Source organism: Microbacterium sp. NPDC090003, assembly GCF_044748385.1.
Lineage (GTDB): Bacteria > Actinomycetota > Actinomycetes > Actinomycetales > Microbacteriaceae > Microbacterium.
This window is the reverse complement of the sequence record NZ_JBIVFW010000002.1, coordinates 393,617-416,011: the sequence shown is the minus strand read 5'-3', so window position 1 is coordinate 416,011 and position 22,395 is coordinate 393,617. Positions and strand designations below refer to the sequence as shown.

18 protein-coding genes and 1 tRNA gene are annotated in these 22,395 nt (G+C 70.0%); 9 read left to right on the top strand and 10 right to left on the bottom strand.

Annotation, left to right across the window (positions count from 1 at the left end; all coding sequences use genetic code 11):
- Window positions 1-72: transfer RNA gene (locus ACIPVN_RS14905), tRNA-Gln, on the bottom strand.
- A gap of 82 nt (window positions 73-154) precedes the next feature.
- Between ACIPVN_RS14905 and ACIPVN_RS14900 the strand changes: the two genes are divergently transcribed.
- Genes ACIPVN_RS14900 through ACIPVN_RS14890 form a run of 3 tightly spaced genes read left to right on the top strand, consistent with a single transcriptional unit; the run spans window position 155 to window position 2,137 of the window.
- Window positions 155-661, top strand: coding sequence for a GNAT family N-acetyltransferase (locus ACIPVN_RS14900; protein ID WP_400444349.1), 507 nt, complete (start codon window positions 155-157; stop codon window positions 659-661).
- Window positions 658-1,152, top strand: coding sequence for a MarR family winged helix-turn-helix transcriptional regulator (locus ACIPVN_RS14895; protein ID WP_400444346.1), 495 nt, complete (start codon window positions 658-660; stop codon window positions 1,150-1,152). Before ACIPVN_RS14900 ends, ACIPVN_RS14895 begins: the two co-directional genes overlap by 4 nt.
- Window positions 1,153-1,171: 19 nt before the next feature.
- Window positions 1,172-2,137, top strand: a complete 966-nt coding sequence (locus ACIPVN_RS14890; RefSeq protein WP_400444344.1) for a pseudouridine synthase — start codon at window positions 1,172-1,174, stop codon at window positions 2,135-2,137.
- Window positions 2,138-2,146: 9 nt separating this feature from the next.
- Here the strand turns inward: ACIPVN_RS14890 and ACIPVN_RS14885 are convergent, their stop codons facing one another.
- The 7 genes from ACIPVN_RS14885 to ACIPVN_RS14855 all read right to left on the bottom strand — a co-directional run bounded on the left by ACIPVN_RS14885 (window position 2,147) and on the right by ACIPVN_RS14855 (window position 11,234).
- Entirely contained in the window at window positions 2,147-2,806 is a 660-nt protein-coding gene (locus tag ACIPVN_RS14885; RefSeq protein WP_400444341.1) for a methionine ABC transporter permease, read from the bottom strand.
- Complete coding sequence (locus ACIPVN_RS14880; protein WP_400444338.1) at window positions 2,806-3,849, bottom strand: methionine ABC transporter ATP-binding protein; 1,044 nt, start codon at window positions 3,847-3,849, stop codon at window positions 2,806-2,808. The genes ACIPVN_RS14885 and ACIPVN_RS14880 overlap by 1 nt, the downstream gene beginning before the upstream one ends.
- Before the next feature lie 98 nt (window positions 3,850-3,947).
- On the bottom strand, window positions 3,948-4,853 hold the full coding sequence (locus tag ACIPVN_RS14875) for a MetQ/NlpA family ABC transporter substrate-binding protein (protein ID WP_400444335.1): 906 nt from the start codon (window positions 4,851-4,853) through the stop codon (window positions 3,948-3,950).
- 112 nt (window positions 4,854-4,965) lie between these two features.
- Entirely contained in the window at window positions 4,966-6,729 is a 1,764-nt protein-coding gene (locus tag ACIPVN_RS14870) for a Na+/H+ antiporter (RefSeq protein ID WP_400444333.1), read from the bottom strand.
- Window positions 6,730-6,895: 166 nt separating this feature from the next.
- Window positions 6,896-8,719: an ABC-F family ATP-binding cassette domain-containing protein gene (locus ACIPVN_RS14865; protein WP_400444330.1), complete on the bottom strand. Its 1,824-nt coding sequence runs from the start codon at window positions 8,717-8,719 to the stop codon at window positions 6,896-6,898.
- A 1-nt stretch (window position 8,720) separates the two neighbouring features.
- Entirely contained in the window at window positions 8,721-9,488 is a 768-nt protein-coding gene (locus tag ACIPVN_RS14860; protein WP_400444327.1) for an alpha/beta fold hydrolase, read from the bottom strand.
- Window positions 9,489-9,500: 12 nt separating this feature from the next.
- Window positions 9,501-11,234, bottom strand: a complete 1,734-nt coding sequence (locus tag ACIPVN_RS14855; RefSeq protein WP_400444324.1) for an alpha/beta hydrolase-fold protein — start codon at window positions 11,232-11,234, stop codon at window positions 9,501-9,503.
- A 189-nt stretch (window positions 11,235-11,423) separates the two neighbouring features.
- On the opposite strand from ACIPVN_RS14855, the gene ACIPVN_RS14850 reads away from it, so the two are divergent.
- Window positions 11,424-12,776 (top strand): DUF222 domain-containing protein, encoded by a 1,353-nt coding sequence (locus ACIPVN_RS14850; RefSeq protein ID WP_400444322.1) that lies wholly within the window; start codon window positions 11,424-11,426, stop codon window positions 12,774-12,776.
- 174 nt (window positions 12,777-12,950) lie between these two features.
- On the opposite strand, the gene ACIPVN_RS14845 is transcribed toward ACIPVN_RS14850, so the two are convergent.
- Window positions 12,951-14,360 (bottom strand): glycosyl hydrolase, encoded by a 1,410-nt coding sequence (locus ACIPVN_RS14845; RefSeq protein WP_400444319.1) that lies wholly within the window; start codon window positions 14,358-14,360, stop codon window positions 12,951-12,953.
- Window positions 14,361-14,409: 49 nt separating this feature from the next.
- The gene (locus tag ACIPVN_RS14840) at window positions 14,410-15,444 is read right to left on the bottom strand and encodes a LacI family DNA-binding transcriptional regulator (protein ID WP_400444316.1); all 1,035 of its coding nucleotides are present in this window, start codon (window positions 15,442-15,444) and stop codon (window positions 14,410-14,412) included.
- A gap of 140 nt (window positions 15,445-15,584) precedes the next feature.
- Between ACIPVN_RS14840 and ACIPVN_RS14835 the strand changes: the two genes are divergently transcribed.
- From ACIPVN_RS14835 to ACIPVN_RS14815, 5 genes are read left to right on the top strand one after another with little or no spacing between them, the layout of a single operon-like run.
- A complete protein-coding gene (locus ACIPVN_RS14835) occupies window positions 15,585-16,868 on the top strand; it encodes an ABC transporter substrate-binding protein (RefSeq protein ID WP_400444313.1) in 1,284 nt (427 codons plus the stop codon).
- Window positions 16,869-16,902: 34 nt separating this feature from the next.
- The gene (locus ACIPVN_RS14830; RefSeq protein WP_400444310.1) at window positions 16,903-17,835 is read left to right on the top strand and encodes a carbohydrate ABC transporter permease; all 933 of its coding nucleotides are present in this window, start codon (window positions 16,903-16,905) and stop codon (window positions 17,833-17,835) included.
- A 19-nt stretch (window positions 17,836-17,854) separates the two neighbouring features.
- Window positions 17,855-18,706 carry a carbohydrate ABC transporter permease gene (locus ACIPVN_RS14825; protein WP_400444307.1) on the top strand — a complete coding sequence of 284 codons (852 nt, stop codon included), beginning with the start codon at window positions 17,855-17,857 and terminating at the stop codon, window positions 18,704-18,706.
- Between the two features lie 14 nt (window positions 18,707-18,720).
- Window positions 18,721-21,093, top strand: coding sequence for a glycoside hydrolase family 3 N-terminal domain-containing protein (locus tag ACIPVN_RS14820; protein ID WP_400444304.1), 2,373 nt, complete (start codon window positions 18,721-18,723; stop codon window positions 21,091-21,093).
- The gene (locus tag ACIPVN_RS14815; protein ID WP_400444301.1) at window positions 21,081-22,367 is read left to right on the top strand and encodes a glycoside hydrolase family 125 protein; all 1,287 of its coding nucleotides are present in this window, start codon (window positions 21,081-21,083) and stop codon (window positions 22,365-22,367) included. The genes ACIPVN_RS14820 and ACIPVN_RS14815 overlap by 13 nt, the downstream gene beginning before the upstream one ends.
- The last annotated feature ends 28 nt before the right edge of the window (window positions 22,368-22,395 follow it).

Sequence of the window (22,395 nt, the reverse complement as noted above, 5' to 3'; positions counted from 1 at the left end):
CTCCGCCGCCAGGACTCGAACCTAGACCTCACAGCTCCAAAGGCTGTCGTGCTGCCATTACACCACGGCGGACCGCGGCCTCCGCGAGGAAAGCCGCCCGCTCATTCTGCCACGCCGTCATCGGCGCGAAACACGGCTCTGGGATGCTTCGACCATGAGCATCCTGATCGACCGCGTCGTAGGCCCCACCCCCGGCCTCGCCGCGTTCCTCCTCGCGCACCACGACGACATGGCCGGCACCGCGCCGCCCGAGAGCCAGCACGCACTGTCGCTCGATCGCCTCCTCGCCCCGGGCGTGCGCCTGTTCGTGGCGCGCGACGGCGCCGATCTCGTCGCGACGGGAGCACTCGCTCCCCTCGCGGAGGGTCACGAGGAGCTCAAGTCGATGCGCACCGAGCCCGCCCGCCGGGGACAGGGGCTGGGGCGGGCGATGCTCGGCGCCCTGCTCGCCGACGCCCGCAGCCGCGGCATCCGCCGGATCTCGCTCGAGACCGGCAGCGCGGAGTTCTTCCGTCCGGCGCACGCCCTGTATGCACGGGCCGGGTTCGTGGAGTGCGCGCCGTTCGGCGACTACCGGCCCGACCCGCACAGCACGTTCATGGCCGTCGACCTCGGCGACGAAGCGCGGTCGGAGCCCTCGGGCGCGATAATGGAGGGATGAGCGCAACGGACGAGGTCGATCGGATCGTCGGCGCCTGGAACACCCAGCGCCCCGACCTCGACTTCTCGCCCCTCGAAGTGCTCTCCCGCATGGACCGGCTCTCGCGTCACCTCGACCGCGCACGCCGCGACGTCTTCCGCCGCAGCGACCTCGAGCCCTGGGAATGGGACGTGCTCTCGGCGCTGCGACGTGCGGGGGCGCCGTTCCAGCTCTCCCCCAAGCAGTTGCTGCAGCAGACGCTCGTCTCGAGCGGCACGATGACCAACCGGATCGACCGTCTCGTGAGCCGTCGTCTGGTGCGGCGCGAGGCCGATCCCGGCGACGGCCGCAGCATCCTGGTCACGCTGACCGACGACGGACGCATGCGGGTGGATGCCGCCATCACCCGTCTCGTCGACGTCGAGGCCGACCTGCTGCAGGCGCTCTCACGGGGCGACCGCGATCGGCTGGCCGGCCTGCTGCGCAAGCTCAGCCTGAGCTTCGACGCGTGAGCGGGGTGCGCTGATGGGCATGCCCTCGCCCCTTCCCGTGCGCGACGGCGTCGGCGCGACACGCCTGCACGTGCCGCTCATCGGCCCGTGGCCGACGATCGCCGACTACATGGTGGAGCGCTTCTTCCACCTCGAGCCGGAACTGCTGCGGGTGCGCTTCGACCGCGGTGAGATCGTCGACATCGATGCCCGCCCGGTCGCGCGCGACGCCCCCCTGGGGAGCGTGGAGTTCGTCTGGTACTACCGCGAGCCCCCGGTCGAGAGCGCCATCCCGTTCGAGATCGAGGTCCTGCACCGCGACGACGACCTCGTCGTCGTCGACAAACCGCACTTCCTCCCGACGACGCCGGGCGGCAAGTTCCTGCAGAACTCCGCGCTCGTACGGCTGCGCAACCTCCTCGACAACCCCGACCTCGCCCCGATCCACCGCCTCGATCGCGCGACGGCCGGCGTGCTGATGTTCTCCGCTCGCCCGGCGACGCGCGGCGCCTACCAACTGCTCTTCGAAACCCGCCGGGTGCAGAAGACCTACGAGGCGGTGTCGGCCCGGCCAGAGGGGTGGGATCCCGAGCAACCGGCGCTGGCGGGGCAGCCGCTCCCCCTCGTGTATCGCACCCACATCGACAAGCACCGCGGCGAGCTGCGCGTGCGGGTCGACGATCAGCGCGAGCCGAACTCGGAGACCCTCATCGAGTTCATCGGCGCCGACGACCGGGTCGTGCACACGCTCCTGCGCCCGCACAGCGGCAAGATGCACCAGTTGCGCGTGCATCTCGCCGCTCTGGGCGCCGGCATCCTGAACGATCCGTTCTATCCCGAGCTGCGCCCGGAGGCCCCCGACGACTTCGCGCGGCCCATGCAGCTGCTCGCCCGCGAACTGCGGTTCATCGACCCGTTGTCGAGCGAGGAGCGTGTGTTCACGACGCGTCGACGCCTGCAGGAGGCTCCCGCCGGCGACACGGCGGAAGCCCCCGCAGGCGGCTGAGGGGCGCGCTCAGCGGCGCATGATCCTGCGCGCCAGGCGCGTGCCCAGCATCTGTACGAGATGCACGAACACGACGATGAGGGCGATCGCCGCCCACATCACGACCGGTTCGAACTGGCGGAAGCCGTAGATCTGCGCGAACGCTCCGAGGCCGCCGCCGCCGATCAGACCGGCCATCGCGGTCATGTCGATGAGGGCGACCACGATGAACGTGTATCCCAGGATGAGCGGACCCAGCGACTCGGGGATCGCGACGGTGAAGAGGATGCGGAGAGGGCCTGCACCCATCGCGCGCGCCGCCTCGATGACACCGGGCGAGACCGAGACGAGGTGCTGCTCGACGATGCGTCCGATCGCGAACGAGGCGGCGAGGGCGATGATGAAGGCTCCGGCCGTGGTGCCGATGCCCACGCCCACCACGACCCGCGCGAACGGCTGCGCGACGGCCATGAAGATCACGAACGGGATCGGGCGGAAGATGTTCACCGCGAGATTCGCGAGCACCGACACGACACGGTTCGGCAGCAGACCCCCGGGGCGGGTGACGTAGAGGATGACGCCGATGAGGAGCCCGAGCACGCCGCCGAGGACGAGAGCGAACGACGTCATGTAGAGCGTTTCGAGCGCGGCGGCCCAGAACTCGGGCATCAGCTCCTGCAGGCGGTCCATCAGCGGGCCTCCTCTCGCGCGATCTCGGTGACTTCGACGCGTTCGGCGATGGCCGCGAGGGCATGATCGATGGCGGCGCTCTCGCCGCGGATCGCCAGGGTCAGATGGCCGAAGGCGCGTCCGCGGATGTCGTTGATGCCGCCGTAGACGAGCTCGAAGTCGAGACCGGCCGCGGCGAGATCGAGGAAGACCTGGGCCTGCGAGGAATCGCCGTCGCGGAACGAGAAGGTGACCAGGCGTCCGCGGTGGCGCTCGCGCAGCACCGACAGCTCGGCCGGCGAGGGGATGCCCTTGACCACCGTGCCGACGAAGCGCTGCGATGCCGGGTTCTGCGGGGCGGAGAAGACGTCGAAGACATCGCCCTGCTCGATCACGCGCCCGTTCTCCATGACGGCGACCTTCGTGGCGATCGTCTGGATGACGTCCATCTCGTGGGTGATGACGACGATGGTGACGCCCTGCTCCCGGTTGACGCGCTTGAGCAGATCGAGCACCTCGTGCGTGGTCTGCGGGTCGAGCGCGCTCGTCGCCTCGTCGGCGAGCAGGATCGCGGGCCCCGTGGCGAGGGCGCGAGCGATGCCGACGCGCTGCTTCTGCCCCCCGGAGAGCTGCTCGGGGTAGGCCTTGGCCTTGTCGGACAGGCCGACGAACGACAGCAGCTCCGCCACCCGGGCGTCGATGTCGGCCTTCGACCAGCCCGCGAGCTTGAGCGGATAGGCCACGTTCGCGCGCACCGTGCGCGAGGAGAACAGGTTGAACTGCTGGAAGATCATGCCGATGCCGCCGCGCACCTTGCGCAGTGCGCTCTCGGAGAGCGAGGTGAGGTCGACGCCGTCCACGAGGATCGTGCCGCCGGTGGCGGGCTCGAGGGCGTTGATCAGACGCACCAGGGTCGACTTGCCTGCGCCCGAGTATCCGATGATGCCGAACACGTCGCCCTTCTCGATCGACAGGGTCACGTCGTCGACGGCGATGATCTCGGCATCTCCCGGTACGCGGGAGGGATAGGCCTTCGACACGTTGGTCAGGCTCACGATCGGCATGGATGCTCCGGTGGGTGGGATGTCGGGAGACGACGAATCGGGTGACGCACGAGGCGCCACCCGATTCTCTCGCATCAGGCGGGGTGTCCCCCGCCTGATCACTTGTTCTCTGCGGTGTCCTTCTGGACCTTCTCGAGCGAGGCGACGAGGTCGGCGACCGGCGTCTGCAGCGGCACCGCGGTGTCGCCCGACGACTCGAGGAGTCCGGCCTGGACGTCTTCGTTCGTCTGGAAGATCTCGACGAGCTTGAGGTACGTCTCGTTGTCGGCATCCTCGGCGCGGGCGGCGAAGATGTTCACGTACGGCAGGGCGTTGGGGTCTTCCGGGTCGTCCTGGGCGATGGCGTCATCGAACGTGAGGCCCGCGTCCTGGACGAAGTCGTTGTTGATGATCGCGGCGGCGACATCGGGCAGCGACGTCGGAATCAGCGCGGCCTCGAGAGCCGTGACCTTGACCTTCGACTTCGCGGTGTCGACGTCGGCGAGGTCGGAGAAGATCGTGCCGCCGCTCTTGAGCTCGACGAGGCCGGCCGACTGGAGCACGAGCAGGGCACGCGCCTGGTTCGAGGCGTCGTCCGGGACGGCGACGGTCTCGCCCTCGGGGATGCTGTCGACGTCGTCGTACTTCTTCGAGTAGAGCCCCAGCGGGTAGATCGCGGTGGAGCCGATCGGGGTGAGGTCGGAGCCCGAGTCCTCGTTGTATCCGGCGAGGTACACGATGTGCTGGAACTGGTTGAGGTCGATCTCGCCCTCGGTCAGCGCGGGGTTCGGCTGCTCGTAGGAGCCGAAGTCGACGAGCTCGACCGAGATGCCCTCCTCGGCGGCGGCGTCGACGAACGCGGGCCACTGCGGGTCGCCCTTGCCGACGACGCCGATCTTGACGACCTCGTTCTCGGACGAGCCCGAGTCGGAGCCGGCGCCGGTGGACGTGGCGCATCCGGCGAGCGCGACGAAGAGCGGGACCGCGGCGAGCGCGGCGATGATGGACGTGGTACGACGGGACATGATGTGTGCGGGTTCCTCTCTCAGGGACTCACATACGGTAGACAGGTGCGGCCCCGGGCACGGAATCGGCTGTCACACAGCGTCACCGTCGTCGACCGCCGCGCGTGTCGGATCAGTCGAACTCCTCGATCCCCTGCAGGCGCACCTGCTCGAGGTCGAGGCGAGCGGCGATGCGGCGCACGACGATGTCGTCGACGGTGCCGGAGCGGCGCAGGCCGATCAGCACCTCGCGCTTGCGTTCGAGGAGTGCCAGCTTGAGCCGGGTGTGCTCCTCGTGGCGCACGAGCGGCGAGCGCTGCAGCACATCGACATCCGTCGAGGTCGCGATCATCTGCAGGGTGGTGCCGTCGACGGCATCCGTCACTCCCCCGACGCCCAGCACGTCGTCGAGGGCATCGGATGCCGGGGCGTCGGGCGCCGTGGTGTCGGACACCGTGGGGTCGGGGGTGTCGAGCAGGGCGTCGAGCTCGCGCGCCTCGGCGTCGACGAGCGCCTGCTCACGGGCCAGCGCCTTCGCGTTGGCGAGCTCGAGCATCTGGTACCCCTCGGAGCGCACGCGATCGCGCACCTCCTGACCGACGCCGTGCTCGGCGGCGAGGTCGTCGAGCGCCGACAGCGCGGCCCCCGAGATCGCCCGTTCGGCGAGCTCGTACTCCTCCTGCTCGGCATGGTCGACCGGCATCCGTGCCCAGCGCACGACGGCGGGCAGGAGCGGGCCCTGCACGAGCAGGCTGAGCAGGATGACCCCGGCGGTGACGAACACGATCTCGTCGCGGCCCGTCGTTCCCTCTGCGAGGCTGGTCGGCACCGACAGCGCGATCGCGAGCGAGACCGCGCCGCGCATGCCGGCGACGGTCGAGACCACGCGCGAGCGAGCGCGCAGTCCCCTCGGGGGTCGCGTGGCGGGCCGCTGGAAGAACCCGGTGAAGAACTGGAAGAGGTAGCGCACGACCAGGAGTGTCGCCCAGACGGCGAGCGACGTGAGCACGAGCCAGCCGATCATCGCGGCCGAGATCTCGTGCACGACGTACTGCACCTCGAGGCCGATGAGGATGAACAGTGCGCCGTTGAGCAGGAACACCCCGAAGGGCCACACCGCGTCGGATTGGCGGCGGGAGGATGCCGTCGTGACACGCGGCGAGACGTAGGAGGCGATGAGGCCGGCCACGACCACGGCGAGCACACCCGAGGCATGGATGAGCTCGGCGACGAGGAACGCGGTGAACGGGATCAGGAGCATCGTGACGTTGATGACGGCCGTGCGGTTCGAACGCTGCAGGAGCAGCACCCCCAGCAGCGCCACGACGACACCGGCCGCGATTCCGCCCACGTACGACACGAGCACCGTCCACGTCACCGACCACGGAGTGACCTGGCCGCCGACGGCGAGCGAGACGGCGATGGCGTAGAGCACCAGCGCGGTGCCGTCGTTGGTGAGGCTCTCGGCCTTCAGCTTCATGAACATGCGCCGGGGCAGCAGACGTCCGAGTGCCGCGACCGCTGTGGCGTCCGGCGGGGCGACCGCGGCACCGAGGATCAGGGCGATCTCCCACGGCATCCCGAACAGCACGCCGACACCGGCGACCGCGAAGGCCGAGGCGACGACCAGGAGCGTGCTCATCGGGAGGATGTACCGGAAGTCGCGGCGGATCGACCGCAGCGACGTCGTCAGGCTCTCCCAGAAGAGCATCACCGGCAGGAACAGCAGCAACACGGTCTCGGGCGGCAGCTGCACCTCGCGCAGCGCCGGCACGAAGCCGAGGAGAAGCCCGAAGACGACGAGCACCAGCGGCAGCGCCAACCGCACGCGTGGTGCGATCAGAGTGCCGACGAGAATCGTGAGTCCGAGCAGGACCGTGACCTCGAGTCCTTCCATGTGTACCTCCCGGTGCCGCAGAATCGTGCTGTGCGACACCGGCCGGCGTCAGACCCCGCCCAGAGCACAGCGCGTCGCAAGGCAAAGGTATTCCCGCAGCACCGAGATCACCAGGTACTGCCGATCCCTGGTTCACGCGCCCGCCCGCGATACGGGGCGAGCGGCGTCAGCCGATCTGCTCGGTGAGTTCGAACCAGCGCAGCTCGAGCTCTTCGATCTCGGCCTCCTGCGCGCTGATCTTCGACATCTTCTCGCCGAGGCCCGCGTAGTCGGCCTGGTCGTGCTCCGCGAGCGCGTGCTTGGCGGCATCCACCTGCTGCGTGAGCTTCTGGATCTTGCGCTCGAGAGCCGAAACCTCCTTCTGCGCGGAGCGAAGGGCGGCACCGTCGAGAGCGGATGCCGTCGCCGCCGCCGTCGTGGTCGCGGCCTTCACCGCGTGCCCCTTCTCGGCGCTCGAGGTCTGCAGGTGGCGGAGTCGCAGGTACTCGTCGACGCCGCCGGGGAGGTGACGCAGATGGCCGTCGAGGATCGCGAACTGCTGGTCGGTGACGCGCTCGAGGAAGTAGCGGTCGTGGCTGACCACCAGGAGGGTGCCCGACCAGGAATCGAGGAGGTCTTCGATCGCGGCGAGCATGTCGGTGTCGAGGTCGTTGGTGGGCTCGTCGAGGATCAGCACGTTGGGCTGGTCGAGGAGAACGAGCAGGAGCTGCAGGCGGCGCTGCTGACCGCCCGAGAGGTCCTTGACCGGCGTCGAGAGCTGGGCGGAGGAGAATCCGAGGCGCTCGAGCAGCTGCCCGGGAGTGAGGTCCTGCGCCTTCGAGCCGGCGCCCAGCGTGTACGAGGTGCGCAGGCCCGAGATGATCACGCGCACCGGGTCGTTCCAGTACTGGTCGAGCTCGTCGAGGCGCTGGGTGAGCGTCTGCACCTTCACGGTCGTGCCGCGCTTGACGCGGCCGACCGTCGGTTCGACGGTTCCCGAGATGAGGCCCAGCAGTGTGGACTTGCCCGCTCCGTTGACGCCCAGGATGCCGGTGCGCTCGCCCGGAGCGATGCGCCACTCGACATCGCGCAGCACCACCTTCTCGCCGCCATCGGCCGTCGGGTACGTCACGCCCACGTCGAGGAGGTCGACGACGTCCTTGCCGAGGCGCGAGACGGCGAGCGACTGCAGCGACACCTTGTCACGGATCTCGGGCACGTCGGCGATGAGCTCGTTGGCCGCGTCGATGCGGAACTTGGGCTTGCTCGTGCGCGCGGGGGCTCCCCGGCGGAGCCACGCGAGCTCCTTGCGGGCGAGGTTCTGGCGCTTCGCCTCGGTGGCGGCGGCCATGCGGTCGCGCTCGACGCGCTGCAGGATGTACGCCGCGTACCCGCCCTCGAACGGCTCGACGATGCGGTCGTGCACCTCCCAGGTCTCGGTGCAGATCTCATCGAGGAACCACCGGTCGTGGGTCACGACCATGAGGGCGCCCGAGTTCGCGGCCCAGCGCTTCTTGAGGTGCCCGGCGAGCCAGGTGATCGCCTCGACGTCGAGGTGGTTGGTCGGCTCGTCGAGGGCGATGACGTCCCAGTCACCGGCGAGCAGGCGGGCGAGCGAGACGCGGCGGCGCTGGCCACCACTGAGAGATCCGATCTCGGCATCCCACGGCAGGTCGGTCAGCAGCCCCTCGATGACGTCGCGGGTGCGCGCATCACCGGCCCACTCGTACTCGGGGGTGTCGCCCACGACGGCCTGGCTGATCGTGAGGTCGTCGGGCAGGGTGTCGGCCTGATCGAGCACACCGATCGTCGTTCCGCCGCGCACCGTGACACGACCCGAGTTCGGTTCCTTGATGCCCGCGAGCATGCCCAGCAGGCTCGACTTGCCGTCGCCGTTGCGGCCGACGATGCCGATGCGATCCCCCTCCTCGATGCCGAGCGTCACGGAGTCGAAGACGACCCTCGTCGGATATTCGAGGTGCAGGGCCTCGGCCCCCAGAAGATGTGCCATGTCACTGTCCAGGGTAACCGGGTGGGCGGGGGTCGAAGACCTCGGGCAGCGCGGCGACGAAGTCGTCGAGGCGGCCGTACCAGGGGGTGTGCGCGGCTCCGGGGATTCTGCGCACCTCGACATCCGCCGCCTGCCAACGGCTCACGGCGGCCGGAGGGACGAAGCGGCTGGGATCGGCGATCACGGCGATCGAGCCCGGCGGTGGATGCTCGTCGACGTCTGCTCCGCAGGAGATCGACGCGGAGGTCGCCGGGTCGAAGAGCCGTGCCGCGCGCGCTTCCCGCTCCGCGGACGCCGCCGAGTATCCCGGGCGCTCGCGGAGCCTGGCGACAGTGCGGGCACCGGCATCCGCGACGTACTGCGCGGTGAGCGATGCTCGATCGGCGTGCCCGGCGAAGGCGAGGGCCGAGTCGATGAAGACGGCGAGACGCGGTTCGAGAGCGGGAGCCGCAGCGGCGAGCACGGTACCGCCGTACGAATGTCCCAGCGCCGCGAAGGGCGGCCGGGCCGTATGGGCGCGCACGGTCTGCACGACGGATGCCGCGGCTCGTGCCACCGTGAGTTCAGGGTCGCGCGGCGATCGGCCATGGCCGGGGAGATCGATCGCGATGACCCGCCATCCGCTCGCGGCCAGGTGAGGGACGACGTCGTGCCAGCTCTCGGTCGACCCCATCAGGCCGTGCAGCAGCACGATGCTCGCGGCGTCCTTCTCGCTCGCGCCGTCAGTCGTGCCGCCTGTCGGCGGCGTGATCTCGGCGTGGAGAAGCATCCGTCGAGTCAATCACGTCGTCGCATCGGCCCCGTCACGGCGGCGCCGGGCGGCGATCATGACCGCTCCCCCGACGAGCACCGCGAGGCTCGCGGCGACGGCGATCGGCGCGACGATCCCGGCATCCGCACCCGTGTTCGCGAGGCGGTCATCGGGAGCCGTCGCTCCGCCCGACGGAGCTGCGACGACCTCGACCGGCGCCCAGCCGATGAGGTCGCCGTCGGTCGCGTAGACGGCGACACGATGCGCCCCGAGCTCGGCATCCGTCGGAATGATCGCCTGCACCGTGCCGGCAGACGATGCGGTGAGCGTGCCCAGGTGGGTGGGGTCGGAGAAGAGGTGCACATCGACGGATTCGCCGGCGAGCTCGGTTCCGATCGAGATGTCGAGAGGGGCGCCCTGGGCGACCGCGGCCGGCGCCGTGACGGATCCTCGATTGCCTTCGGTGAGATCCTCGGCCGAAGGGGCTGAGGGCGCTGCCGTCACCGTGAGGGTGGCGGGCTCGGTCGCGGACTCGCCGACGGAGTTGGTGAAGACCGCACGGTAGCGGGTGCCCGAGGCGGATGCCGGGACGGCGTCGATCGTGAGGGTGGGGGCGGCGGCATCCGGGATCGTCACCCAGTCGCCGGCATCCGCGAGGTGCGTCTGCCAGATCACCGTGGGCTCGGGGGTTCCCGTCGCGGCGGCGGTGAACGTCGCCGTCGCTCCCTCACCGATCTCGGCATCCGACGGATGCGTGACGATCTGCGGGGCGACGTCCTGCTGCTCCGGGAGGGTGGTCCCCGGGACCTCCGTGCCCGGCGCCGCGTAGACGAATCGCAGGCCGCGGCTGAACGCCGCGCCGATCACGGAGAGGTGGGTCTCGTCGGGGAACACCGTCGCGCCCAGTTCGAGTCGGTCGTAGTCGCGACTCTGGAGCGTACGCGCGAGATTCGTCATGTCGCTGGTCATGGGGAATCCGGACGTCGTCTCCTCGAGCTCGCCGACGGAGAGGAAGACGCGCGCGTCGAGAGCGTCGTGCGTCTCGGCGTAGTCGGCCTCCATGTCGAGGATCGTGCGGTCGTCCCACCAGATCGACGGGCTCGCGATGACGAACCGGTGGAACAGGCCGTCGTTGTGGAGCAGGGCGTAGGTGGCGAAGAGACCGCCGAAGGAGTGGCCCATGAGTGCACGGTCGGCGGGGTCGGCGTGGAACTCGCTCTCGATCTGCGGGACGAGCTCGGAACGCAGGAAGTCGAGGAACTCGGGGGCGCCGCCGGTCGGCACGTCGGCCGTGATCTCGGTCGGCGTGAGATCGAGCGTGCGGCGTACTCCGGAGGCCGCGAATCCCTGACCGGGGTCGTCGTAGCCGATGCCGACGACCATGGTTCCGGGGGCGTTGAGCCGGGCGGTCTCGACTGCGATCCCGAACTCGGCGTTCGCGTCGGTGACGTAGAGCACGCGATACGGGTCGCCGGTCTCGTCGTAGTTCGCCGGGAGCGCGACGGAGATCTTGTAGTCGCGGCCGGCGGCGGAGGTGGTGGTCCAGGTCTGGACGTCACGGATGAAGTCGTCGGGGGCGTCTGCGGCGCCTTGGGCCGAGGCGACGTGGACGGTCTGCGGAGGCGGGTCGGCTATCGCGGCGGCGCCGGTCGCGGGGGCGCCGGTCGCGGGGGCGCCGACCGCGGCGGCGAGCGCCAGGGTTGCGCCGGCCGTGAGGGCGACCACGGTCGGGAGGCCGAGCAATCTGCGGAGGTCGTGTCTCATGTCGTTTCCCCTTCATCGGATGCCGCCGGATACCGCTGATGGGAAGCCACGGTAAAGGCGGCTGCGCCCATCGGACATGTGAGGTCGGCCCAGAGCTGCGGCGCGGTGCTGTGGAGAACCTCCGGCGGGGTCGGCGCTCGTCTTTCGTTTGTATGTTCGAATGTCGGTGGCCCGTGGTGGGCTGTTCGCATGACGGAACTTCTCGACGCGACGGACCCTCAGACGGCGATGATCGCCGATCTGGTGGGCTCGGTGCGGGCGGTCGAGGAGACGATCGCCCGCCTGTCGGCGGTGCGCGACGGGATGCTCGCCGTCGCCGCTCGCGTCGCGGTCGACATCGCGCGACAGGCGGCGCATCCGGATCGCGGGGACATGGCCGTGCGCGCGGTCGCGTCGGAGATCGGGGCGGCGGTGCGGGCGAGCGACCGGACGATCGAGCGGCGGATGGACGAGGCGTCGTGGGCGGTCGAGCGATTCACCGAGGTGTGGGCGGCGCAGGGCGCGGGGCGGATCAGTGCCGCCCACACGCGGGTCATCGTCGACGCCGGCGCGCACCTGGACGACCCGGCCGACCGGGCCCGCTATGCGGCGCGCGCGGTGGAGGCTGCGTCCGTCGAGTCGCCGAACAGGTTGCGTCGGATAGCGCGACGGATGGCGGAGCAGTACCAGGCGCGCACCGTCACCGAACGTCACCGCGATGCCCGGGAACTGCGACGGGTGTGGGTGAGGGATCTCGATGACGGAATGGCCGAGCTCGGGATGCTGGGCCCCGCGGTGCTCGTGCACGGGATGCACGATCGTCTGACGCGCATGGCGCGGACGATCACGCTCGAGAACGGGCGGGCGGCCCGCGAATCCGGCTCCGAGTGCGATTCCCGCACGATGGATCAGCTGCGCGCCGACCTGCTCGCCGACATCGCGCTCACCGGTACTCCGACAGGACACGGCAGCGATGCGGAACTGCTCGGCGCAATCCGCGCACGCGTGGAAGTCACCGTCCCCGTCTTCACGCTCATGGACGAGGACCCGAACCACCCCGGCGCACCCCCGGCAGAGCTCGACGGCCGCTCCCCCATCGATACCGACACGGCGCGCCTCCTCGCGGGCCGGACGCCCGGCTGGGAACGCGTGCTCACGCACCCGATCACCGGCGCGCTGCTCGCCGTCGACCGCTACCGCCCCACCGATCAACTCACCCGACATCTGCGGGCTCGCGATCAGCGCTGCCGCTTCCCCGGTTGCAACATCGCCGCGCGGCGATGCGACATCGACCACACGCACGCCGCCTCGAGCGGTGGCGAGACCTGCGCCGACAACCTCGCCCACCTCTGCCGGCGACACCACATGCTCAAACACCACTCGCGGTGGCGAGTCGAACGCCGACGACGCAGCGAGGAGGGCGCGGGGACCGCTCGCGGGGCCCGAGAGACGAACGCGACTCTCGGAACCACCGGGGACCTCGTCTGGACCAGTCCGACCGGGACGACCTACATCGACCGACCGCCCGAACAGAACACGGTCAGGTTCACCGACCGCAGGTGAGTTGCCGCCCGGAGGTGCGCTGCTGCCCGCGGGCGAGCGGCCTCCGGGGTTGCCCTCAGGCGCGCTGCGCTCAGGCGCGCTGCCTCAGGTGCGCTGCGCTCCGGCGCACTGCGCTCAGGTGCACTGCGCTCCGGGGCGCTGCGCTCCGGCGCACTGCGCTCAGGCACGCTTCCCTCAGGCGCGCTGCACGACCTCGACGACGGTGTCGATTCCACGAACGGCGAGGGCCGCGGAATCCTGAGCGGTGCGCGAGGTGACCACGGTCACGGGCTCGCCCTGCTCCCGCAGCTCGTGCCAGCGCTCGAACACCCGCCCACCGGGGGCGAGGTCGGTGCGGGAGAGAGGAAGGTCGTCGCCGTCCACGTCGATCACGACGCCCACGGTCCGCGGCACGACGCGCGACGCGCTGCGCGACTGCGCAGACGTCGCTGCCACCTCCCGGGCATCCGCCCCGGCATCCGTCCGGGCATCCGCCCCGGCATCCGTCCGGGCATCCGCCCGCGCATCCGCCCGCGCCTGAGCGACCAGCTCCGCAAAACGCCGGCCCAGCGGCTTGACGACGTTCTCGGTGTCGAGCAGTCCGAGCGAGTACTCGAGATCCTTGTAGTCCCCGAGCGAGCGCGACACGTCGTGCGAGCACCACCACGTGATGCCGTAGAGACGCTCCGTCGTCAGCGCCGCCTCGACCGTGCGCGCGGCGAACTCGGGCATCTCCTCGGCCGCGAGATTCATCGACGGAGCACCCACCTCCTGCAGCCACACCTTGCGCTGCGGATCGGTGGCGAACGCCTTCGAGAGCTCGATCATCCACTCGGCGTGACGAACCGACGGCGACGAGAGGCCGCCGTAGCGCGCCGCGGTGCCGTTGAAGATCCACGAATGCACCGTCGTGACATCACCGAGACGGGACGCGTGCTCGGGCAGGAACGGATGCCCGTCGCGATACCAGAGGTGATCGTTCTCGCTGTGCGCGATGAGGTGGCGCGGATCACGATCGCGCGGCGCACCCAGCAGGCTCTCGAGCCAGTGTGTGATCTGCGTGCTCTCGGCGGGCATCGCGGCAGGGTTGGGCAGCTGGAACTGGTTGAGCTCGTTGCCGAGCGTCAGACCGATGAGGTTCGGCTTGTCGCGCACCGCGTCGTAGACCGCGGCGACGAGCGCCGACTGCGCCTGGATCGCCGTCTCATCGGTGAACATGTTGCCGTCGTGCCAGTTGACCAGCCACGCCGGCACGAAATCGAAGCCCGACATGTGGCCCTGAATCACGTCGACGGCGATGTCGAGCTCGAACTCGGCCGCGATGTCGGCGACGAGAGCGATGTCGTCGAGGGCTTTGCGGCGGATGAGCGTCCGGTTCGGCTGCAGCACGGGCCACAGCGGGAAGACCCGCACATGATCGAGCCCCAGCCCCGCGAGTGCCTCGAAGTCCGCGCGCACGACATCGGCGTCGATCCCCATCCACTGGAACATCCAGTCCTGGGAGGGGGTGTAGTTCGCCCCGAAACGCGGAGCATCGAAACGCGGAGCATCGAAACGCGGAGCATCGAAACGCGGAGCATCGGAACTCGGAGTGTTGTCGGTCACTGATCTGTGGTCCTTCTCGATCGTGGGCAGGAGGTCTTGGGATCGGCAGTCATGCATCCGTCGGCGCGGGGCCGCTCGATTCGCGCACGATCAAGCGCCGCGCCGACACGGTGTGCGACACGACGTCCTCGCCGCTCACGAGCTGCGCGAGCAGCGCCACGGCGGTGCGAGCGCTCTCCTCGACCGGGGCATCGAGCGCGGTGAGCCGCGGGCGCACCAGGCTCGAGACCCAGGAGTCCTCCCACGCGATCACCGACAGCTGCTCGGGCACGCGCACACCGATCTCGGGCGCATGCGCGACGATCTCGGCCGCGAGGGCCTCGCTGTCCACCAAGAGAGCGGTCGTCGCACCGGCGCGCGCCAGCAGATCCGCCACCGGATCGGATGCTTCGCGCTCCCACCGCAGCACGAGCGAGGCCATGCCGCGCTTCTCTGCGGCATCCACGAAGCGGCGATCGCGGTCGCGGGCGTGCACGAGACCCGGCGAATCGCTGACGCGGGCGACGGCGCGATGGCCGAGGCCGTGCAGGTGCGCGAGCACCTCTTCGTATGCGGCGTCGTCGTGCACGGTCACGGCCGGGACCGCGTCGTCGACCGGCGCTCCGAGCAGCACGGCGGGTGCACCGAGCTCGCGAACGAAGCCGATGCGGGGGTCGTCATCACGCAGGTCGACGAGCAGGAACGCATCCACGCGCTGCTCGCTCCACCACTCGCGATACACGCGCTCCTCGTCCTCGCCGCGCACGAGGGTGAGCGACAGCGACCATCCGATCTCTGCGAGTGGCTCGGTGAGGCCGGCGATCAACCGCATGAAGAACGGATCGCGCTCGAACGTGTCACCCGAGCGGGCGATCACGAGACCGAGGCTTCGTCCGCCCTGACCACTCACTTTGCGGCTCGCGTAGTTCGGGCGCCAGTGCAGCTCGTCGGCCGCCTGACGGATGCGCGCGGCCGTCGCCGCGGACACGTTGGGCCGCCCGTTGAACACGTGCGACACGGCGGAGGGCGACACCCCGGCGCGCGCGGCGACCGCGGCGATCGTCGCGCGGGCGGGCTTCTTGTCGTTCGTCACCTTCTCGCTCACACCACCGAGATTAGGGTGTTGACCCTCCGTTGTAAAGCGGTATACATTAATCGCACGTTGACGTGTACCGCTTTACACAGCACCCGCGACAGCACCCACGACAGCATCCATCCGCAGCACTGCAGCTCTCAGGAGGGCTCATGACCGAAGGCATCAGCAGGCGCACCTTTCTCGGGGCGGTGATCGGAGGTGGGGTGATGATTCCTCTGCTCACCGGATGCGGCCCCCTCATGCCGACGTCCAGCGCGGCGGGCTCGATCTCCGTGCACACGCAGCTCAGCGGTGCCGTGTCGGGCGCCCAGGTCTTCTCGGATGTCGTCGCCGCGTACTCGCGTGCCAACGATCGGCCCGTCGCCCTCCTCAAGAACGGCTCCGACCTGCCGATCGTGTTCGAGACCAGCTCGCTGGCCGGCAAGGAAGCCGACATCGCGATGGTCAACCTCCAGGGCCGCACGCTCTCCTGGACCCGCCTGGGCGCCACCATCCCGGTGCAGCATCTGCTCGACGAGTGGGGCCTGCGCGACAAGATCATCCCCGAGGCGCTCGAGGAATGGACGGATGACGAAGGCAATCTGCGCGCCTTCCCGTTCACCCGCACCAACTGGCCGGTCTCGTTCAACACCGGGCTCCTCGATGAAGCCGGCGTCGGCATCCCGACGACCTCGGACGAACTGATCGCCGTGGCCGACGCGCTGCGCTCGAAGGGCATCGGCCCGGTGACCGTCGGCGGCTCGGACTGGAGCGGCCAGAAGATGTTCCTGCAGATCCTGCAGGGCTTCCTCACCCGCGACGAGGCGAAGAAGGCGTTCTCCTCCGGCAGACTCTCGGAGTTCCCGGGCGCCGTGGCCGGTGTCGAGCACTTCGTCGAGCTGCGCGATGCGGGCGTCTTCGTCGACAACGTGCAGGGCTACACCTCCGACTCCGAACTCACCCAGTTCAACACCCGCAAAGCGGCGATCGTCCCGGCGATGTCGTCGGCCCTCGCCCTCGTGCCGGCCGAGCGCGCCGCCGAGGTCACGGTCGGCGGCTGGCCGGTGCCGTCGCGCGGCGGCGTCGTCGCCCACCCCACGGTCATCCAGAGTTTCAACGGCCACGGCATCTGGATCAGCGCGAACGGCGCCGAGAAGCTCGATCTGCTGAAGCCGTTCATCCAGAACCTCTACACGCCCGAGGTCACGAGCGAGTTCATCCTCGGCTCCGGTCGCGACATGAGCCGGGTCACCGATGTGGTCAGCCGCGATTTCCCGCTCGTCGCACAGGCCTCCCAGCTCACGACCGATCAGGTCACCCCGGTGATGCTGCCCGATCTGCTCATCCCCGACGCCGTCTTCGAGCCGATGATCCGGGCGACCGCGATGGCGTACGGCCGAGCGCCCGCCGACCAGATCATCGACACGTTCGAGAAGGCCTACGCCGCGGCCTGAGGGCCCGAGAGGACACCATGCCCGAGAGGACACCATGACCGCGCTCGCCCCCGCCCCCACCACCGAACAGCTCGTCACCGCCCTCCCCCCGAACGGACGCCCCCGCCGCTCGTCGTTGCGCGAGCGGTTCCCCGGCCTCGCCCTGCCGGCGCTCATCTGGTACGCCGTGTTCATGATCGGCCCCGTGGTCGCGATCTTCGTGATCTCGTTCCTGCGCTGGCCCGGCATGCTCGAGACGCCGACCTTCGCGGGCTGGGACAACTTCCGCGCCGTGTTCTCCGACGCGACCTTCTGGGCCGCGCTCGGCAACTCCGCGATCCAGATCGTCGTCGGCCTGCCGATCATGATCGTCCTCGCGTTCCTGCTCGCGTTCTACGTCGTGCAGAAGCCGCGCGGTCACCGGGTGCTCCGGTACCTGCTCTTCATCCCGGCACTCATCTCCGCCCCGGCGACGGCGATGGTCTTCTACGCCATGCTCAACCCCGATGGGCTGATCAACGGCATCCTCGCTCCCCTGGGCCTGGGAGGCAACGCCTGGCTGGCCGACCCGAGCACTGCTCTCGGTGCGATCATCGCGGTCGAGCTGTGGAGCGGCATCGGCTACTCGGCCGTGCTCATCGCCGCCCGCCTCGACGGCGTCGACACCGAGATCGTGCAGGCCGCCCGAGTCGACGGCGCCGGGGACTGGCGGGTGGCGTGGCGCATGTACTGGCCGATCGCCCAGGACTTCATCGGCGTCGTGACGATGCTGCAGTTCCTGTCACTGCTGTTCAACTCCGCCCAGACCGTGCTGCTGCTCACCCAGGGCGGTCCCGGTACCTCGACCATGACGCTGTCCTACCTCATCTACAGCAAGGCGTTCGTCGAGACGAACCTCGGCTACAGCCAGGCCGTCGGCGTCATCCTGTTCATCCTCGGACTGCTCGGCATGTGGCTGATCCGCCGCACGCTGCGTGCGACCCACTGACCGGACGAAGGAGCATCCCATGGCATCACGCACCGTCCTCCCCCTCCGCGACCGGGTCGGATCCCTCACGAGCGGCACCCTCGCCTGGCTCTATGCGGCCATCCTGATCATCCCCTTCTACTACTTCATCGCGTCGTCGTTCAAGACGAACGAGGAGATCTTCGAATCGCCCCTCGCGCTCCCGTCGAGCTGGGACTTCTCGAACTTCGAGACCGCGATGCGCCAGGCCGATCTGGGCCTCGCCGTCGCGAACTCCGCCCTGACGACCGTGGCGGCGCTGGTGCTCACACTGCTCCTCGCCCTCCCCGCCGCGTTCGCCCTGGCCCGCGCCACGGGCAGGGTCGGCCGCATCATCGAGACGGTCTTCAGCCTCGGTTTCCTGATCCCCTCGTTCGCCGCGCTGTTCCCCACCTTCCTGCTCGCCGCATCGCTCGGGCTGTTCCACACGCGCACGTTCGTGGTGCTGCTGCTTCCGGCGACCGCCCTCCCCCTGTCGATCGTCATCCTCACCGCCTTCATGCGCACCATCCCGCGCGAGCTCGAGGAGGCGGCCTCGATGGACGGCGCGACCACACTGCAGGTGCTCCGACAGGTCTACCTGCCGATCTGCATCCCCGGTATCGCGACCGTGCTGCTGCTGAACTTCCTCTCGTTCTGGAACGCGTACCTGTACCCACTGATCCTCATCGGACCCGACACCGCCCAGCGCACGATCCAGGTGGCGCTGCCGACCCTCAAGGTCGACGCGGGCACCGACTACGGTGTGCTGATGGCCGGAACCCTCCTGACCCTGCTCCCCGTCTACCTCGTGTACACCGTCCTCCAGAAGCAGATGCAGAAAGCGCTGGTCTCCGGGGCGATCAAGGGATGACGGGCGATCGAGCGATGAAGCCACTCGACCCGGCGACGACGACCGCCGCCTCGCTCCCCCTGCGCGAACGCGTCGGCCAGATCAATCAGCGGCTCAAGGGCTGGGAGGCCGTCCGCTGGGTCGACGGCTCGCCGCGCATCACCGACGTCCTGCGCCGCGAGGTCGATCGCTGGGGCGGGATCGGCGCGATCTACGGCGTGCTGCGCGCCGACCCGTGGTCGCAGGTACGTTGGAGCAACGGCATCCCGCCCGAGCGCAGCCTCGAGGTCTACGCGGCCGTGCAGGAGTACGTCGTCACGCACGGCGCGGGCCTGCCGTCGCTGTTCGTCGAAGAGGTGCCGCACGGACTCCTGGCTCTCGGCGGCACGACCTTGCCCGTCAACCTGGCGCTCGGCGCGGGCATGGACCCGGACCTCACACGCGAGCTCGCCGCGCACGTCGCCGCCGAGACGCGGGCGCGCGGCACGCACGTCGCGCTGGTCTCGGGGCTCGACGTGCTGCGCGACCCGCGCTGGGGTCGCGCAGAGGAGTGCTTCGGCGAGGATCCGGCGCTCGCCGCCCTTCTCGTCGAGGCGACGGTGCGCGGGATGCAGGGGACGGATGCCGTGACCCCCTGGGCGAAGATCGCCCCCGAACGGGTCGCCGTGGTCGCCAAGCACCTCGCGGCACAGGGCGCGGGTATCGGAGGCCGCAACGGCTCCGGTGCACCGATCGGGCGCCGGGAGCTGGGCGAGATCCATCTGCGCCCGGCCTACGCCGCCGCCCGCGTCGGCGTCGCCGGTTTCATGGCCGCGTATAACGACATCGACGGCATCCCCTGCACCGCGAACCGCGAGCTGCTCACCGGAACGCTGCGGGAGGACTGGGGGTGGAACGGCCTCGTGATGGCCGACGGCACCGCGATCGACCGGCTGCGCGACAGCTCCCCCGACCCGGCGACCGCCGCAGCCATCGCCCTCGAGGCCGGCGTCGACCTGAGCCTGTGGGACGACGCGTTCACCCACGTCGAGGAAGCCGTCGAGCGCGGTGTCCTGGACGAGAGCGTGGTGACGCGCGCCGCCGAGCGCGTGCTCGCGCTCAAGCGCCGTCTCGGTCTGATCGGCGAGTCCGGCGCGATCCGTTCGGACGACGCCCCACCGGCACCCCCGGTCGATCCGGAACGCGAGCGTGCGTTCCTCTCCCTCGCCGCGCGTGCCGCCGCGCAGTCCGTCATCGTCGTGCACGACGCGGCAGCGCTGCCGCTTCCGGCTGTCGGAGACCCCGGGGATGCCGGCGCCGTGATCGCTCTCCTCGGACCGAACGCCTCGGACCTCGAGGCCCAGCTCGGCGACTACACCCCTCCGCGCCCGACCCCCGACCCGGCGTCCTCGACCGTGCATTCGGCTCTGATCGCGCGGTTCGGTGCGCAGCGGGTGCGCTTCGCTCAGGGCTCCACCCATCGCGGTGAACTCGACGATCCTGCAGCGGCCCGAAAGGCCGTGCGCGCGGCCCTCGACGGCGCCGACGTCGCGCTCGTGGTACTCGGTGGAACGAGCCGCCGCAGTTACGACGACGAGTTCGCCGACAACGGCGCGATCGATGCGCCGGCACCCGACACCACCAACGGCGAGGGCGTCGATCTCGCGCGCCTCGCGCTGCCCGACGCTCAACTCGCGCTGCTGCGTGCGGCGCATGCGTCGGATGCCTCGCGAGTGATCGCCGTCGTGATCGACGGACGGCCGCGTCCGCTCGACGACGTCATCGCGCTCTCGGATTCCGTGATCCTGGCGCCGTTCCCCGGCCCCGGCGGCGGGGAGGCGATCGTCCGGGCGCTCACGACCGGCGTGGGCGGAGGCCTGCTGCCCGCGACGCTCCCCTCGGCCGATGGCGCTCTCCCGGTCGCCCACGACGAACGTCGCGAGACCGCGCGCGGCTACCTCGATGCACGCCACCCCGCCGGTGCGCTCTTCGGCACCGGCACACCATCGACGGTCGAGGTCCGCCTGCGTCCCGCCGATCCCGACTCCCTCACCATCCGCGCGACCGATCTGCAGGCCGGCGAGCGCCGCACGATCCAGGTCGACGTCGCGAACGCCTCGGCATCCGAGGTCTCCCTCGCCGTCCCGCTCTACGGGCGCCGGCACGAGCGCGGCGTCCGTCCCCGACGTCGGACGCTGCTCGCGGTGACCCGGGTGACCGTCGCGGCGGGGGCCCGCACCACCGCAGCATTCGACCTCGGACTCGACGCCCTCGGCTCCTGGGCGAGCGGGCGACCCGAGGCCCTGCCCGCCGAGATCATCGCGTGGACGGCATCGGGGCACGACCCGGCATCCGCGCACGATCCGACCGACGACGCGATCACGATCCGCGTCGCCGACGAGGAAGGCCGCACCGGATGGGCGAGCTGAACGCTTTCGCACCCGATGTTCATACGCGGAGGCTGATCACCGACGCCGCCGACGGAGTGCGGCGCACGAGCGGCGACCGCATCGGCGAGCTCGTCGAATCGGCGCTGCTGCGCACCCTCACCGACACCGTGGGGATCGATCCGGACGGCCGCATCTTCATCATCACCGGCGACATCCCGGCGATGTGGCTGCGCGATTCGACGACGCAGCTCACCCCCTACCTGCGCTTCCTCGATCGGAGCCCGCAGGTGGCCGACCTGGTCGAGGGTGTGGTGCGCCGGCAGTTCGGATTCCTCGCGCACGACTCCTACGCGAACGCCTTCAACGACGGCCCGACCGGCGCCCACTACGACCCCGACGACGTCTGCGACGACCCCGAGGTGTGGGAGCAGAAGTACGAGGTCGACAGCCTCTGCTACCCGGTCTCCCTCGCCCACACCCTCTGGCGGCGCACCGGGCGCACGTCGGTCTTCGACGATCGTGCGCACGCGGTGCTGCGCACGATCGTCGATCAGCTCCGAGCCGAGCAGCGCCACGAGAACTCTCCCTACCGTTTCGAGCGCGCGACCGCGATCGCCACCGAGACTCTCCCCCGCGGCGGCCGCGGTTCCGCCGTCGCGCACACGGGGATGACCTGGAGCGGCTTCCGCCCCTCCGACGACGCGTGCACCTACGGCTACAACATCCCTGCCAATCTGTTCGCCGCACAGGCGCTGCGCGCCCTCGCCGAGATCGCCCTCGAGGTGCTCGACGACGAGGCGCTCTCGATCGACGCCCTCGCCCTCTCCGACGAGCTCCGCGCGGGCGTGCAGTCGCACGGCATCATCGACGGGCCCGCCGGGGACCCCATCTACGCCTACGAGGTCGATGGCCTCGGCGGTGCGCTCGTGATGGACGATGCGAACACGCCCTCGCTGCTCTCGCTCCCCCTGTTCGCCCCCGCCGTGATCGACCGAGAGATCTGGGAGAACACACGTCGTGTAGTGCTGAGCCCGACGAACCCGTACTGGTTCGAGGGCACGGCCCTGCGCGGCATCGGCAGCCCGCACACCCGGGAGGGGCGCGTCTGGCCGATCGCCCTCGCGGTCGAGGGCCTCGTCGGCACACCGGCCGACCGCGTGCGACTGCTCCGCACGATCGCCGAGACGGATGCCGGCACCGGCCACATCCACGAGAGCATCCACGTCGACGACCCGTCGGTGTTCAGCCGCCCGTGGTTCTCGTGGGCGGAGTCGATGTTCTGCGAACTCGCGCTCGCGGTCGCCGCGGACTGATCGCCCCGGCACACACGCGCGGAACCGC

Bases quoted from the DNA above. Each gene is read 5' to 3' on its own strand.
- ACIPVN_RS14890 (WP_400444344.1), top strand. From the start codon at position 1,172: ATGCCCTCGCCCCTTCCCGTGCGCGACGGCGTCGGCGCGACACGCCTG.
- ACIPVN_RS14870 (WP_400444333.1), bottom strand. From the start codon at position 6,729: ATGGAAGGACTCGAGGTCACGGTCCTGCTCGGACTCACGATTCTCGTC.
- ACIPVN_RS14875 (WP_400444335.1), bottom strand. From the start codon at position 4,853: ATGTCCCGTCGTACCACGTCCATCATCGCCGCGCTCGCCGCGGTCCCG.
- ACIPVN_RS14860 (WP_400444327.1), bottom strand. From the start codon at position 9,488: ATGCTTCTCCACGCCGAGATCACGCCGCCGACAGGCGGCACGACTGAC.
- ACIPVN_RS14900 (WP_400444349.1), top strand. From the start codon at position 155: ATGAGCATCCTGATCGACCGCGTCGTAGGCCCCACCCCCGGCCTCGCC.
- ACIPVN_RS14855 (WP_400444324.1), bottom strand. From the start codon at position 11,234: ATGAGACACGACCTCCGCAGATTGCTCGGCCTCCCGACCGTGGTCGCC.
- ACIPVN_RS14825 (WP_400444307.1), top strand. From the start codon at position 17,855: ATGGCATCACGCACCGTCCTCCCCCTCCGCGACCGGGTCGGATCCCTC.
- ACIPVN_RS14820 (WP_400444304.1), top strand. From the start codon at position 18,721: ATGAAGCCACTCGACCCGGCGACGACGACCGCCGCCTCGCTCCCCCTG.
- ACIPVN_RS14865 (WP_400444330.1), bottom strand. From the start codon at position 8,719: ATGGCACATCTTCTGGGGGCCGAGGCCCTGCACCTCGAATATCCGACG.
- ACIPVN_RS14815 (WP_400444301.1), top strand. From the start codon at position 21,081: ATGGGCGAGCTGAACGCTTTCGCACCCGATGTTCATACGCGGAGGCTG.
- ACIPVN_RS14880 (WP_400444338.1), bottom strand. From the start codon at position 3,849: ATGCCGATCGTGAGCCTGACCAACGTGTCGAAGGCCTATCCCTCCCGC.
- ACIPVN_RS14895 (WP_400444346.1), top strand. From the start codon at position 658: ATGAGCGCAACGGACGAGGTCGATCGGATCGTCGGCGCCTGGAACACC.
- ACIPVN_RS14885 (WP_400444341.1), bottom strand. From the start codon at position 2,806: ATGGACCGCCTGCAGGAGCTGATGCCCGAGTTCTGGGCCGCCGCGCTC.
- ACIPVN_RS14835 (WP_400444313.1), top strand. From the start codon at position 15,585: ATGACCGAAGGCATCAGCAGGCGCACCTTTCTCGGGGCGGTGATCGGA.
- ACIPVN_RS14830 (WP_400444310.1), top strand. From the start codon at position 16,903: ATGACCGCGCTCGCCCCCGCCCCCACCACCGAACAGCTCGTCACCGCC.
- ACIPVN_RS14850 (WP_400444322.1), top strand. From the start codon at position 11,424: ATGACGGAACTTCTCGACGCGACGGACCCTCAGACGGCGATGATCGCC.